Here is a 14,081-nt window from a genome sequence, read left to right as displayed (position 1 = left end):
GCTGTCTCCTTCTGCGTGACCGGTCATCGCGGTCGCATCAGGGATACTCGCACGGACGGGAGAGCGGCGCGAACCCCACGGCCGGCGGTCATTCGGTCGCCGCCAGGCCGCACCAGCTGACCGCGGTCAGCGCGTAGGTCTTGGCCGATTGGATGAGCTGGGCGATCTCTACGTACTCGTTCTCGGCGTGCGCGGTGTAGCCGACTCCGGGGCCGTACACCAGGCCGCCGATGTCCTTGCGGTCCATCCAGGTCAGGTCGCAGACCCCCATGAAGCCGGTGGTCAGCGGGACCTGTCCGGCCGCGGTCGCGTGGGCGTGGGCCACGGTGGCGGCGATCGGCGCGTCGTCGGGCAGCGCGTACGGCGGCCACAGGAGCTTCCACTCGAATACCGGGGGATGGGCGCGCAGCCACGGGTCGCGGCGGCAGGCGTCGGTGACGCGGGTTTCGATTTCGGCCATCACCTCCTCGTTGGTGCGGCCGGGGTGGTGGTAGACGCAGTACTCCACGGTCAGCTCGTCGGCCAGGAAGAACGGCACCAGGATGCCGGACGGATTGGCCCGCAGCACGCCGGGTAGCAGGTTGAAGTAGCCGGGCGGGAAGAGCGGGTGCCGGTCGTGCCCGGCCCACTCGTCCTCCAGGGCGCGCAGTGCCTGGTAGACGATCCAGAACTTGTCCACCGTGTTGACGCCCAGGGCGTCCCCTTCCAGGGTTGGGTGGATGGTCATGCCGCGCAGCCCCGAATGTGCGGTCTTGCCCTCCATGGTGATGGAGAACCACAGCAGGCCGGGCGTCACCGGCACCATCGCGGGCAGCGTGCCACGCTGGCCGGACGGTTCGCACACGATGGCCGCGTCCGCGCCGAACCCGGCCTCCAGCACGGCGGTGGTGCCGGCCTCGTGGTCGCCCACCTCTTCCCCGACGACCGCCTGGAGGACCAGGTCACCCGCCAGGCGCAGGCCCGCGCGGCGCAGCGCGACGGCGGCGTACGCGGCGGCGATCAGGCCGCCTTTCATGTCGGTGGCGCCGCGGCCGGTGACCCGGTCGCCGGTGACCACCGCCCGGAAGGGGTCGCCGTGCCAGCGGTCAAGACGCCCGGGCGGCACCACGTCCACGTGCCCGTTCAGCAGCAGCGAGCGCCCGCCGCCCGTGCCGGGCAGGACGCCGACCACGTTGTCCCGGCCGCGTTCCACGGTCACCGTGGTGAGGTCGGCGCCCGCCTCGGCGTACAGGTCGGCGAGCAGCGCGCTCATCTCGCCCTCGGCGCCGACGACCTTGCTGTACTCCTGGCCCGGGTAGCGGGGGTTGATGCTGGGCACGGCGATGGCCTCGGCGAGAGTGTCCACCATCCGGGCGGCCAGGCCGTCCACCTCGGCGAGGATCCGGGCCGTCGGGTCGCCGTCCTGGCTGATCATGCGTTCTCCTCTGCGGTGGCTGGGCGTCTCGATGGGCGGGGCAGGAGGCCGGCCAGTCCGGCCAGACCCTTCGGGGCGATCCAGAGGACCACCAGGATGAGCAGCGCGACCGTCACGTCGCGCCACGCCCCGGCGTCCTGGAGCGCGTCGGTGACCAGGGTGACCACGACGGCGCCCGCGATCGGGCCGTACACGCTGCCGCTGCCGCCCAGGAAGATCATGCTGAGCAGCAGGGTCAGGTAGCCGAAGCCGAACACGTCGGTGCTGACCACGCCGTTGAGGAAGGTGTTGAAGGCGCCCGCCACCCCGGCCACCGCGGCGCCGATCATGAAGACGATCAGGTGCTGCCGCACCCGGGAGACGCCCCGGCTGGTGGCCAGGGCCTCGTTGTCGCGGATCGCCAGCAGGGACAGGCCGAGCGTGGAACGGGTGATCAGGCGGACCAGCAGGGTGGTGGCGAACAGCAGCGCCGCGCCCAGGAAGTAGTAGCCGATCCGGCCGTCGGCCCGCAGGCTGGTCTCCCCGAGGGTCAGCCGGGGGATGCCGACGATGCCGTTGGAGCCGCCGGTCAGGCCCGCCTGGCCGAGCACCAGGTAGATGCAGAGCTGGGAGAAGACGTAGGTGGCCAGGCCGACGTAGATGCCGCGCAACCGCAGCACCGGCAGGAAGGCCACCAGCGAGGCCAGCACGGCCGACACCCCGGAGATCGGCAGCGTCAGCCACGGGTCGATCCCGGTCCGGGTGGCCAGGATGCCGGCCGTGTAGGCGCCGATGCCGAAGAAGCCGATCTGGGCGAAGTTGAAGATGCCGGCGAAGCCGAGGGTGAGGTTCCAGCCCAGGGCGAGCATGCCGTACATGGTGATCAGGATCAGCAGCAGCCGGGTGTGCGGGTCGGTGAGGACCAGCGGGAGCACGGCCAGCACGATCGCGTAGGCGGGCCACCCGGCCCAGGCGCGCAGGTTCCCCATCACGCGCTCCTCACCTGGTTGCGCAGCAGACCCTCCGGGCGGGCCAGCATGATGACGATCATGGCCAGGAAGACCAGGACCGGGCTCCACGACAGCCCGAAGTAGTACGTGGTCACCGCTTCGAGCAGGCCGATGGCGTACGCGCCGGCGATGGTGCCGCCGAGGCTGCCCGCACCGCCGAAGGCGAGCACCACGAAGGCGCGCAGCAGCGGATCGTCGCCCATCGCCGGCGAGATGAACCGCATGCTGCCCAGCAGCACCCCGGCCACCGCCGCCAGCCCGATCGCGATGGTCACCACGAACAGGTAGACCCGGCGCGGCGAGATGCCCAGGAGCTGGGCGTGCTCGCGGTTCTGTTCCAGCGCCCGCACGGTCAGCCCGATGCCGGTGCGCCTGAGCGCCAGGGCCAGCAGGCCGACCAGCACCGGCGCCAGGACGATGGTGACCAGCTGGGTGCCCTGGACGACCGAGCCGCCCAGCTCGATCCTGGCCGAGCCGAGCGGCGGGAGCTGCTTGATCTCCGGCCCCCACAGCAGCAGCGCGGCGGACTGCAGCAGCATGGTGGCGGCCAGCGTGGCCACCATCACCAGCATGTCCCCGTTGGGCCGCCGGATGAACGGGCTGACCAGCAGGAACTCGTAGGCCACGCCGAGCAGGGCCAGCGCCAGCACGCCGCCGATCAGGGCGGGGAGCAGGGGCAGCCCGGCGCGGTCCAGGAGCGTCCAGGACAGGTACGCCCCGAACATCAGCAGCGCGCCGTGCCCGAAGTTGAACACCCGCAGGGTGGACCAGATCAGCGTGAGCCCGGCCGCCATGAGCAGGTAGAGCCCGCCCAGGACGAGGGCGCTGGTCAGGATGGCGCTAACGCCGTTCATCGGCGGACCCTCCCAGGAAGAGCGACATCATCGCGTCGCGGCCGACGGTCGCGTCGGAGGCGCCGCTGTGCACGATGTCGCCGTGCAGCACGACGTGGTAGCGGTCGGTGAGACTGAGCACCAGCTCCATGTCCCCGTCCACCAGGATGATCGAGGAGACCTCGGCGCGGATCCGCAGGATGCACTCGCTCAGCTCGTGCTTGACCTTGGGCGACAGGCCGAGGGTGGGCTCGTCGAGGATGAGCAGGGTGGGCCGGGCCATCAGGCCCATCCCGAGGCTGACCATCTGGCGCTCGCCGCCGCTCAGCGTGCCGGTGAGCTGGCCGCGGCGCTCCTTCAGGCGGGGGAAGACGGTGAAGACGTGGTCCAGGCCGTCCCGCCAGGTCGCGAGGTGGCCGCTGGAGGCGGCCGACAGGCGCAGCGCCTCCGCCACGGTGAGCTGCGGGAACAGCCGGGAGCCCTGCGGGACGTGGATGAGGCCGCGGCGGACCAGGTCGCGCGGCGAGCGGCCCCGGGTGTCGCTGCCCGCGTAGGCGACGGAACCGGAGGTCGCCCGGTGCAGGTTGGACACGCAGCGCAGCAGTGTGGTCTTGCCGTGCCCGTTGGGGCCGAGCAGGCCGATCGCCTCGGCCGCGCCGACGCGCAGCGAGATCCCGCGCAGGACCTTGGTGTGGCCGTAGCCCGCGGTGAGATCGGTCACCGTCAGCAGGTCGTCGTTCATCGCGCCGCTCCCGGCCCCAGGTACGCCTCGACCACGCGGGCGTCGGTGAGCACGTCGGCGGGGGCGCCGGTGACGATCACCCGGCCGCTGTCCAGCACGGCCATCCGGTCGGCGAGCGCCTCCAGCACCGACAGCACGTGTTCGATGATCACCATCGTGGTGCCGGTGGCGTGGATCCGGGTCAGCAGGCGGATCAGGGCGTCCTGGTCGGCGGGGTCCAGTCCGGCCGCCGGCTCGTCCAGCAGGAGCACGGACGGGCGGCTGACCAGGGCACAGGCGATCATCAGCCGCTTGCGGTCGATCAGCGAAAGACCGTCGGCCGGGCGGTCGGGGTCGCCGCCCAGCTCCACCTGCTCCAGCGCCTCGGCGCAGCGGGCCCGGTCCCACCGGGCGGTACGGCCCGCCCCGCCGTACGCTGAGCCGATCCGGACGTTCTCCCGGACGGTGAGGGACTCGAAGACGGCCTCGGTCTGGAAGGTGCGCTTCAGCCCGGCCTTGGCGAGCCAGCGCGGGGAGCGGTGCTGGACCTCCCGGCCGCCGAAGAGCACCCGGCCCGAGTCGGGCCGGATCGGGATGCCGGTCAGCAGGTTGAACAGCGTGCTCTTGCCCGCGCCGTTGGGACCGGCCAGGCCGAAGACCTCGCCCTGCCGTACCTCGATGGACACCCCGTCCACGGCGCGGAGGCTGCCGAAGGACTTGGTGACCTCCTCGGCGGCCAGCAGCACCGTCATGACGCCTCCGGTCCGCGCCAGTCGCCCTGGGCGAGGAAACCGCCGTCCACCGGCAGCAGCACGCCGGTGACGAAGGAGGCGCCGGGCGAGGTGAGGAAGGCCACCACGGAGGCGATCTCGTCCGGGGAGCACTGGCGGGCGATGGGCTGGCGGGCGGCGGCGGCCTCCCGCTGGCGCAGCGACTCGGCGGCGTCCTCGGGGCTGAGCAGGCTGCGCGAGTCGCCCATGTCGTTGTCCACGTAGCCGGGGAGCACCGCGTTGACCCGGATGCCCAGCGGGCCGCCCTCGATGGCGAGTTGCCGGGTGAGGTTGGCGATGGCGCCCTTGGCGGCGGAGTAGGCGGGGTAGGCGGGCAGGCCGGTCACCCCGAAGATGGACGACAGGTTCACCACCGCGCCGTCTCCGGCGCGGGCCAGCAGCGGGAAAGCGGCCCGGCCGCACAGGAAGGTGCCGGTCACGTTGACGTCCAGCACCCGCCGCCACTCGGCCACCGGCACGCCGGTCACGCCGCCGCCGCTCTCGGCCACCCCGGCGTTGTTGACCAGGATGTCCAGCCCGCCCAGCTCCCGCTCGGCGCGGTCGAACAGGGCGGTCACCTCCTGCTCGGCGGAGACGTCGGCTCGCTGGAAGAGGCAGACCGGCCCGCCGGGGACGGTCAGCTCGGCCGCGGTGCGTTCGCCGCGCGCGGCGTCCACGTCCGCGATCACCACCTGGGCGCCCTGGCCGAGCAGGGCGCGCGCGACGGCCGCGCCGATCCCGCCCGCCGCGCCGGTCACCAGGGCACGTCGGCCCGCAAGAATGCTCATCCCGATCTCTCCTCAGTCCGCTGCACGTTCCTGTACGCCCACGCCGTAGGGCTTCATCCGGTCCACCCCGGGCGCCCAGCCACGCCCCGGGCGGCGCTCGACGCCGCCCGGGCGGGCGAAGTGCCAGGTGGTCGGCTCCTCTTCGACCACCTGGACGTCGTGTCCCGCCGCGGCCAGGTCGGCGGCGGCGCTCTCCTGGCGGCGGTCCAGCCAGACCCGGCGTCCCTCGGCGTGCAGCCTTGGGGCCTCGACGGCGGCCTGGAGGGTGGCGCCGTCCCGCCAGCGGGCGATGATCTGGGCGACGGCGGAGATGATCCGCCGGCCGCCGGACGCGCCGAGCACGGCCTCGCCGCCGGGGCCGCCGACGATGATGGGGCTGACCGCGCTGAGCCCGGCCGCGCCGGGGGAGATGCTGGTCACCTGGCCGGGGCGCGGGTCGAAGTACATCATCCCGTCGTTGAGCACGATGCCGGTCTCCGGCTCGACCAGGCGCGAGCCGAACAGGTCGAGCACCGTTTGGGTGAGCGCGACCGTCATGCCGCGCCCGTCCACGGCCGACAGGTGGGAGGTGCACCCGGCTTTGGCCGGTCCCCTCGTCACCGGCAGGGGGTGGTGCCACTCCGCGACGACCCGCTCGGCGTGTTCGGCGCCGGCCAGCCGCTCCCAGCCGGACTGCTCCGGGCTGACCTCGCGTAGCCGGTCGTCGAAGGCGCGGGCCAGGGCGCGAGCCCACAGCCGGGGGCCCGGGTCCAGGCCGCGCCGCCCGGCGGCCTCGACGATCTGCAGCGCCTCGGCGACCGTCACCACGCCGGTGGACAGCGGGCCGTACAGGCGCAGCGGGCCGATCTCGACCGGGTCGATCTCGGCCTCGACGGCCTCGTAGCCGGCCAGGTCGGCGGTGCGCAGCGGGCCGCCCCGCGCGCCGACGAAGGCGGCGATGGCCTGACCGGCTCGGCCCCGGTAGAACTGATCAGGGCCACCGTCGGCTATCTCCCGCAGGACGGCGGCCAGGCGGGGTTGCACCAGCCGGTCGCCCGGTCCCTGCGACGGGCCGCGCAGGGGCAGCCCGTCGGGGAGGAACAGGGCCGCGCTGTCCGGAAATCCGCGCAGGTTCCGGGCTTCGGCGCAGATCGCCGACGAGGCGAACCAGTTGGTCTGGTGACCTTCCTCGGCCAGCTCGATCGCCGGGGCCAGCACCTCGGCCAGCGGGAGCAGGCCGAAACGGGCGTGGGCCCGGCACAGCGCGGCCACCGCGCCGGGCGTCCCCACCGACAGCGGGCCGACGATGTTGGCGTCGCCGGCCACCGCGGGCCAGCCGTACAGGCCGGCCGGGTCCGCGCCGGGCGCGAGCGGGAACATGTCCGCCCTGGCCAGGCCCGGGGCCCGGATCGGCCCGGACACGGTGGTCGCGGTCCTGGCGCCCGGTTCGCGGATCACCAGCCAGGCGCCGCCGCCCAGGCCGCTCATGTACGGCTCGACCACGCCGATCGCGAAGGCGGTGGCCACGGCGGCGTCCACGGCGCTGCCGCCCGCGCGCAGCATCAGCGCGCCGGCGTGCGCCGCCCGCGGATCGGGCGCCGTGACCAGCCCGCCGGTGGCCTCACCCGCGCCAGGCATCGGCGATCTCGCTGAGGGTCGCGAACCAGACGTCGCCCGTGTCCAGCATCCGCTCGATCAGCTTCTCCAGCACCAGCAGGTGGTGGGAGCGGCCGATGGTCTGCGGATGCATGGTGAGCACGTAGACCGCGCCCGGCACCCGCTCGTGGGCGTAGCCGAAGATGGTGTGCCAGCGGTCCTCCATGTCGCGGTGCGGCCCGAGGGCCGAGATCCCCGCGACGTACTCCACCGAGGGCCAGTCGTCCAGGTACCAGGAGACCGGGATCTCGATGATCCGGCTCTCCGGGCCGAACTCGTTGGCCGACTCGTAGTTGATCGTGACCCGGCGCGGGCGGTACAGCTCGAACTCCCGGCCCATCAGCGAGCTGTCCCAGTCGAAGCCGTACTCCTCCAGCAGGTCCAGCGTGGTCTCGGAGAAGTCCCAGGCGGGGGAGCGGTAGCCGCGCGGGCGGCGGCCGACGACGCGCTCGTGCTGGCCGAGCGCCACCTCCATCAGCCGCCGCTCCTCGTCCGGCCCGAGGCTCGGCACCACCTCGTGGTAGCAGCCGTGCGCGGCGATCTCGTGCCCGGCGGCCAGGATCTGCTCGATCCGGTGCGGGAAGGTCACCAGGTCGTGGCCGGGCGTGGCCCAGGTGGCCGGCAGGTCGTGGCGGCCCAGCAACTCCAGCAGGCGCGGCACGCCCTGCTCGGCGCCGAAGTCCCCCCGGGACAGGTAGGTCGGCGAGGTACGGCCGACCGTGCCCATCCACGGGGAGTGCGCGTCGAAGTCGAAGGTCAGCGCGACCGCCATCCGCTTGCCGGGCGGCAGCGTCAGAAGGGTGTCCGTCACGGTGATCCTCTCAGCTCATCCAGGGCGGCAGCCGGAAGGTGCCGGAGGCGTACTTCTCCGGAGCGATCAGGACCTTCTTCTCGTCCTGGAACTGGAAGGACTGGAGCGGCACGTAGTCGTCGCCCTGCTTGGCCAGGTGGGTGGCCGGGTCGAAGGCGATCCGGCCGGAGGCCTGCTCGGTGTCGAGGGCCCCGATCGCGGCGCCGATCGCCTTGGCGTCGTCGGGGTCGCCGACCTGGCGCAGCGCCTCGGCGTAGATCATCATCTCGGTGTAGGTGAGGACGCCCTGCGGGTCCACCTCGCTGGTGCCGTACGCGGCCTGCCAGTCCTTCTGGAGCTGGGCGGAGGGCGCGTAGTTCGCCGAGGGCACCAAGCCGGCCAGGTTGTTGAACAGCACCCCTTCGGCCTTCTGCTTGGTCAGCTCGAAGAACTGCGGCTGGTTGGGGCCGTACTGCAGGAAGACCAGCGACTTGGTGGGGTTCTGCAGGAACTGCTGCATGAAGCTCGCCTCGTTGGCGACCTGGTAGTCGGTGTTGACGATGAAGTCGGGGTCGGCGGCGCGGATCTTGCTGATCACCGTGCCCCAGTCGTTGACCGCGCCGAACGGCACCTTCTCCTGCCCGGCGACGGTCCAGCCCTTGCTCTGGAACTCCTTGACCAGGCCGTCGGCGATGCCCTCGCTGTACGGGTTGTCGGAGCGGACCAGGAAGACGCTCTTGGAGCGCGGCTTCCACAGCCCCTGGTCGGCCCACTTCAGGGCCAGGGTGACCGGCTCCACCCCGTACGCGTCGTAGTTGGGGGTGACCGACCAGACGGTGGGGTACTTGGCGGGGTCCTTCTCGATGATCGCCTGAGTCTGCGCGGTGTTGCCGCCGATCAGGTACACCTTCTCGGCCGCGGCGAACTCGTCGATCTCGAAGTTGGAGGTGGAGGCGTAGCCGGTGACCACGGCCTTGATCTCCGGGTCGTCGATCAGGGTCTGCACGCCCTTGGTGACCGCGTCGTTGGACTGGCCCTGGACGTCCACGCTCTTCAGCTTGAAGGTGTAGCCGCCGCCGCGCTCGTTGAGCTGCTTGATTGCCAATTCCGCGCCCTGCTGCATGCCCTTGCCGTCGGAGGCGGAGCCGCCGGTCAGCGGGGCCAGCAGGCCGATCTGGATCTCCTTGCCGGCAGGGCTCGCGGCGGCCTGGCCGTCGCCCGCCTCGGTGGTGGCGCCGGAGGAACAGGCGGCCAGCGTGGTGACGGCGGCCAGCAGGGCGGCGGCGAGGGGCGGCCGGGAGCGAAGGAAGGAAGGACGGTCCATGGGGGAACCTCTCTGCGTGATCAGGGCTGGGTTGATCGGAGGCCGGTCGGATCGAGGAGAGGCCAGGCCGCGCACGGAACGATCAACTGTCCGATTTGCACCATTCCACTACTCCGAGCAAATTGAAACGTACGTTGCATCTGATGCGAAAGAACAGACGTATTAATGATTTGTTACTAACTTGGCGGGAGCGGCGTGCCGGCCAGGAAGCCTCCATCCACGTCGAGCACGCTTCCCGTGATGAACGAGGAGTCCGGGTCGGCCAGGAACAGGCAGGCCCGCGCGACCTCGGCGGGCGTGCCCATCCGGTGCACCGGCTGCCCGGCGACCAGGGTGGCGACGTAGTCCGGGGCCAGCGCGGCGGTGGCCGGGACCTCGATCAGGCCGGGCGCGACCGCGTTGACCGTGGTCGGCGCCAGCTCCAGGGCCAGCACCTTCACCAGCATGTCCAGGGCCGCCTTCGAGGCGCAGTAGTGCGCGGCCCCCACCCGCGCCGACCGCCCCGCCCCGGAGGAGATCGCGATGATCCGGCGCTCGGCCCCGGAGGCGCCCGGGGCCCCGGCGAACGCCCGCGCGGCCAGCATGACCCCGCGGGTGTTCACCGCGAACACCTCGTCCCACTCGGCCGGATCCATCTCCAGCACGGGCGTGTTCGGGTAGACGCCCGCGCTGGCGACCAGGGTGTCCAGGCCGCCGTGCCGTGCCACGACCTGCTCGGTCGCGCTCGCCACCGACGCCGGATCGCGTACGTCCATCCGCACCCGGTCCACCCCGGGCAGGTCGGCGGCGCGGGCCTCGTCGAGATCCGCGACCACGACCGTCGAACCGGCGTCCCGGAAGGCCGCGGCGACGCCCCGGCCGATGCCCTGGGCGCCACCGGTGACCAGGGTCACCGTGCCGGTCAACCGGCCGCCGACGCGTGCCGGGGTATCCGCCATGAATTGCCTCCCTGCCTCTGACCTGGGGTTATTTCGCCAGGTCTGGCAGGTTACACGCAGGATTGATTTCATTTCAATACCTTGACCGGGGATATGAATCGTATGTTTCACTAGGGCGGCTGGCCCGCGGACGCCGAGCCGGCACGGGAGGAAAGCCGAATGATGACCGGGACCGTCTTCGTGGCGACCTGTGACCTCGCGGCCCAGGTACGCGGCCGGGCGATCCCGGCGGCACGGCTGGAGCGGACCCTGGCGACGGGGGTGGGCTGGGTGCCCGCCAACCTGGCGCTGACCGGCTTCGGGCACCTCGCCGGGGGCAGCCCGTTCGGCTCCACCGGTGACCTGCGGCTGCTGCCCGACCCGGCCAGCGCGATCGAGGTGCCCGCCGACGGCGAGACGCCCGGCGTCCGGCTCTACCTGGCGGACCAGACCGGCCTGGACGGCGTGCCATGGGAGGGCTGCCCGCGCACGTTCCTGGCGGCGGCCCTGCGGGAGCTGCGGGAGAGCGCGGGACTGGAGCTGCGCGCGGCCTTCGAGCACGAGTTCATGCTCGACGGGCCGGACGGCGAGGCCCCGTTCTCGTTCCAGCGGCTGCGGACGGCCGAGCCGTTCGGCACCGACCTGGTCACCCTGCTGGAGCACGCGGGCCTGGAACCGGAGTGCTGGCTGCCCGAGTACGGCTCCGGCCAGTTCGAGATCACCCTCCGCCCGGCCCCGGGCCTGGTCGCCGCCGACCGCGCGGTCCTGCTCCGCGAACTGGTGCGCGACCTCGCCCGGCGGCGGGGGAGGCGCGCCACCTTCGCCCCCATCGCCGATCCCGAGGACGTCGGCAACGGCGTCCACGTGCACTTCTCGCTGCACGCCGTCGGCGGCGGCCCGGTCATGTACGACGCCGGGGCGCCCGGCCGCCTGTCCGACCTCGCGGCGCGGTTCGCGGCCGGGATCCTGCGCCACGCCGCCGCCGTGGTGGCGGTCACCGCGCCCAACCCCGTGTCCTCCCTGCGGCTCACCCCGCACCGGTGGAGCGCGGGCGGCGTCTTCCTGGCCGAGCGCAACCGGGAGGCGCTGCTCCGGATCGCGCCCACGGTGGAGATCGGCGGCGCCGACCCGGCCGCCCAGCTGCACCTGGAGTACCGCGCGGCCGACGCCACCGCCAACCCCTGGCTGGTGCTCGGTACGCTGGTCCGCGCCGGGCTGGCCGGTCTTGCCGGCGGCGAACGCGCCCATGTCTGGCCGGAGAGCGCCACCGAGGCCGACCTGGCGGGCGAACCCGCCCTGCCCGACGCGCTGCCGACGGCGCTGGCCGCGCTGGAGCGCGACCCGGTCGCCCGCGGCTGGCTGCCGCCCACGCTGCTGGACGCCTTCCTCGCCGTACGCCGGGCCGAGCTGGCCGAAGTGGCCGGCCTGTCCGTCGCCGAACTCTGCCGTAAGGTCGTCGATGCCTACTGACCTGGAAGCGGTCCTGGCCGCCCTGCCGCTGGTCGACCACCACGTGCACGGCGCGTCCACCGTCCCGCTGGACCGGACCGCCTTCGAGACGCTGATCACCGAGTCCGACCGGCCGATTCCGGCGTTCATGACGCAGTTCGACTCCCAGCTCGGCTTCGCGATCCGCCGCTGGTGCGCCCCCGTCCTCGGGCTGCCCGCGCACGCCTCGCCCGGCGACTACCTGGCCCGGCGCGCCGAGCTGGGCGCGGCCGAGGTCAACCGGCGGCTGCTGGCGGCGAGCGGCATCGGGCGGTTCCTGGTCGAGACCGGTTATCGGGGCGAGGAGGTCCTGGGCGTGGCGGGCATGGCCGCCTCTTCGGGCCGTCCGGCCGCCGAGGTCGTCCGGATCGAGCGCGTCCTGGAGGAGGTCGCCGCCACCGGGGTGAGCGCCGCCGAGCTGCCGCATCGGTTCCGCGCGGAGCTGGCCGTCCGGTGCGCGGACGCGGTCGGGCTGAAGAGCATCGTCGCCTACCGGCACGGTTTCGCCTTCGCCCCCGAGCCGCCGGCCGAGCGTGAGGTGGTGGCCGCCGCCGGGCGCTGGCTCGCCGACGGCGCACCGCGGGTGGAGGACCCCGTCCTGCTCCGCTTCGGCCTGTGGACCGGGGTGGCCCAGGGTCTCCCGATCCAGCTGCACACGGGCTACGGCGACCCGGACGTGGAGCTGCACCTGTGCGATCCGCTGCTGCTGACCCGCTGGCTGAAGCTGGTGGAGCCGTACGGCGTGGACGTCCTGCTTCTGCACTGCTACCCCTACCAGCGCAACGCGGGCTACCTCGCCCAGGTGTTCCCGCACGTCTACTTCGACGTCGGGCTCGGCGTGAACTACACCGGCAGCCGTTCCGACGCCGTGATCGCCGAGTCCCTGGAGCTGGCCCCCTTCGCGAAGATCCTCTTCTCGTCCGACGCATGGGGGCCCGCCGAGCTGCACCACCTCGGCGCGCACCTGTTCCGGCGCGGTCTGGGCCGGGCGCTGCGGGGCTGGGTGGACGCCGGCGAGTGGACAGAACCGGACGCGATCCGGGTCGCCACCATGATCGGAGTCACCAACGCGCTGCGCGTCTACGGCCTGGAGCCCACCCCGTGACCGAGTCGATTCCCACCCTCGTCACCGGCCTCGCCGACCGCCTGAAAGGCGCGTTGCACGACGAGCTGCCCGCGGCGGTCGAGCTGCGCCGCCGCCTGCACGCCGCGCCCGACCCCTCGGGCGCCGAGGGCCCGACCCGGGACCTGGTCCTGGCCGAACTCGCCGGCCATCCGGCCGACCTGGTGGCGGGGACCGGCGCGCTGGTCCGGATCGGCGGTCCAGGCCCGGCCGTCGGCGTACGCGCCGAGCTGGACGCGCTGGCCGTGACCGAGCGGACCGGCGTCCCGTGGGCGTCCACCCGGGTGGGGTGCATGCACGCCTGCGGTCACGACGTCCACCTGGCCGCACTGGTCGCCCTGTGCCGGGCGGTCGCCGCCACTCCGGGCGCGCAACCGCTGGTGGCGGTGCTCCAGCCGCGAGAGGAGACCTACCCCTCCGGCGCCCGCGACATCGCCGCCTCGCCGCTGCTGCGCGCGCACCAGCTGACCTCGATCATCGGCGCGCACGTCCAGCCCACCCTCCCGAGGGGCGAGGTGGCCGCCACCCCCGGCACCGTGAACGCCGCCGCCGACGAGTTCATCCTCACCGTCCGCGGCCACGGCGGCCACGCCGCCTACCCGCATCTGACCAGCGATCCCGTGCTCGCGCTCGCGCACGTCATCATCGGGCTCCAGCACATCGTCAGCCGGAACGTGGACCCGATCAGCTCGGCCGTGCTGGGCGTCTCCACGCTGCGCGCGGGCAGCGCGTCCAACGTGGTGCCGGACCAGGCGGTGGCGGGCGGCACCGTACGGGCGATGAACGAGGCCACCCGGGAGCAGGTGCACACCCAGCTGGCCGACGTCGCCGACCTGCTCGCCCGCGCCCACGGCTGCACCGCCGAGGTGACCATCACCCGGGGCGAGCCCGTCCTCCACAACGACTCCCGGCTGGCCACCCGAGCAGGCGCCGAACTGGCCGGCCTGGGCCTGACCCCGTCCCGCCCGATGCTCTCCTTCGGCGCCGACGACTTCTCCTACCTGTCAACGGCACTACCCGGCCTGATGATGTTCGTCGGCGTGGACACCGGCGAGCGGTCCCGCCTGCACGGCGCCGACTTCCTACCCCCGGACGAGGCCGTGACCGACGTGGCGTTGGCCATGCTGGCCGGCTACCTCGCCGCCGCCGAAGCCGAGTGATCGGGCTGCGACGGCGACCGTGCCCACGATTTTGACGGCGGCTCGCATACCCGGGGGTACTCACCACCGGTAGGCGCACGATGTCGCCTATTTGTCGCGATATATCCGGCTAATCTTCGTTGTCGTGTC

The 14,081-nt window shown here is 72.8% G+C and carries 13 protein-coding genes; 3 read left to right on the top strand and 10 right to left on the bottom strand.

The window, feature by feature from the left end; all coding sequences use genetic code 11:
- Positions 1-88: 88 nt before the first annotated feature.
- The 10 genes from Amac_RS04230 to Amac_RS04185 form a co-directional block, all read right to left on the bottom strand.
- Positions 89-1,414 (bottom strand): ArgE/DapE family deacylase, encoded by a 1,326-nt coding sequence (locus Amac_RS04230; protein ID WP_155352967.1) that lies wholly within the window; start codon positions 1,412-1,414, stop codon positions 89-91.
- Positions 1,411-2,382 carry a branched-chain amino acid ABC transporter permease gene (locus Amac_RS04225; protein ID WP_155352966.1) on the bottom strand — a complete coding sequence of 324 codons (972 nt, stop codon included), beginning with the start codon at positions 2,380-2,382 and terminating at the stop codon, positions 1,411-1,413. The genes Amac_RS04230 and Amac_RS04225 overlap by 4 nt, the downstream gene beginning before the upstream one ends.
- Positions 2,382-3,257 carry a branched-chain amino acid ABC transporter permease gene (locus Amac_RS04220; protein WP_155352965.1) on the bottom strand — a complete coding sequence of 292 codons (876 nt, stop codon included), beginning with the start codon at positions 3,255-3,257 and terminating at the stop codon, positions 2,382-2,384. Before Amac_RS04220 ends, Amac_RS04225 begins: the two co-directional genes overlap by 1 nt.
- Positions 3,244-3,978 (bottom strand): ABC transporter ATP-binding protein, encoded by a 735-nt coding sequence (locus tag Amac_RS04215; RefSeq protein ID WP_155352964.1) that lies wholly within the window; start codon positions 3,976-3,978, stop codon positions 3,244-3,246. Before Amac_RS04215 ends, Amac_RS04220 begins: the two co-directional genes overlap by 14 nt.
- The gene (locus tag Amac_RS04210; RefSeq protein ID WP_155352963.1) at positions 3,975-4,709 is read right to left on the bottom strand and encodes an ABC transporter ATP-binding protein; all 735 of its coding nucleotides are present in this window, start codon (positions 4,707-4,709) and stop codon (positions 3,975-3,977) included. Before Amac_RS04210 ends, Amac_RS04215 begins: the two co-directional genes overlap by 4 nt.
- Positions 4,706-5,515 carry an SDR family NAD(P)-dependent oxidoreductase gene (locus Amac_RS04205; protein WP_155352962.1) on the bottom strand — a complete coding sequence of 270 codons (810 nt, stop codon included), beginning with the start codon at positions 5,513-5,515 and terminating at the stop codon, positions 4,706-4,708. Before Amac_RS04205 ends, Amac_RS04210 begins: the two co-directional genes overlap by 4 nt.
- 12 nt (positions 5,516-5,527) lie before the next feature.
- Complete coding sequence (locus tag Amac_RS04200; RefSeq protein WP_155352961.1) at positions 5,528-7,132, bottom strand: gamma-glutamyltransferase family protein; 1,605 nt, start codon at positions 7,130-7,132, stop codon at positions 5,528-5,530.
- Complete coding sequence (locus Amac_RS04195; protein WP_218040869.1) at positions 7,116-7,961, bottom strand: polysaccharide deacetylase family protein; 846 nt, start codon at positions 7,959-7,961, stop codon at positions 7,116-7,118. Before Amac_RS04195 ends, Amac_RS04200 begins: the two co-directional genes overlap by 17 nt.
- 10 nt (positions 7,962-7,971) lie before the next feature.
- On the bottom strand, positions 7,972-9,264 hold the full coding sequence (locus Amac_RS04190; protein ID WP_155352960.1) for an ABC transporter substrate-binding protein: 1,293 nt from the start codon (positions 9,262-9,264) through the stop codon (positions 7,972-7,974).
- Between the two features lie 176 nt (positions 9,265-9,440).
- Positions 9,441-10,202 carry an SDR family NAD(P)-dependent oxidoreductase gene (locus tag Amac_RS04185; protein WP_170322311.1) on the bottom strand — a complete coding sequence of 254 codons (762 nt, stop codon included), beginning with the start codon at positions 10,200-10,202 and terminating at the stop codon, positions 9,441-9,443.
- Positions 10,203-10,361: 159 nt separating this feature from the next.
- On the opposite strand from Amac_RS04185, the gene Amac_RS04180 reads away from it, so the two are divergent.
- From Amac_RS04180 to Amac_RS04170, 3 genes are read left to right on the top strand one after another with little or no spacing between them, the layout of a single operon-like run.
- Positions 10,362-11,651 (top strand): type I glutamate--ammonia ligase, encoded by a 1,290-nt coding sequence (locus tag Amac_RS04180; RefSeq protein WP_155352958.1) that lies wholly within the window; start codon positions 10,362-10,364, stop codon positions 11,649-11,651.
- Positions 11,641-12,774 carry an amidohydrolase family protein gene (locus Amac_RS04175; protein ID WP_155352957.1) on the top strand — a complete coding sequence of 378 codons (1,134 nt, stop codon included), beginning with the start codon at positions 11,641-11,643 and terminating at the stop codon, positions 12,772-12,774. The genes Amac_RS04180 and Amac_RS04175 overlap by 11 nt, the downstream gene beginning before the upstream one ends.
- Positions 12,771-13,952, top strand: a complete 1,182-nt coding sequence (locus tag Amac_RS04170) for a M20 metallopeptidase family protein (RefSeq protein ID WP_246268069.1) — start codon at positions 12,771-12,773, stop codon at positions 13,950-13,952. The genes Amac_RS04175 and Amac_RS04170 overlap by 4 nt, the downstream gene beginning before the upstream one ends.
- Positions 13,953-14,081 lie beyond the last annotated feature (129 nt).

It is taken from the genome of Acrocarpospora macrocephala (assembly GCF_009687865.1).
Classification (GTDB): Bacteria; Actinomycetota; Actinomycetes; order Streptosporangiales; family Streptosporangiaceae; genus Acrocarpospora; species Acrocarpospora macrocephala.
Note: the sequence above shows the minus strand (reverse complement) of the source record. Positions and strands in the feature narration are given on the sequence as shown.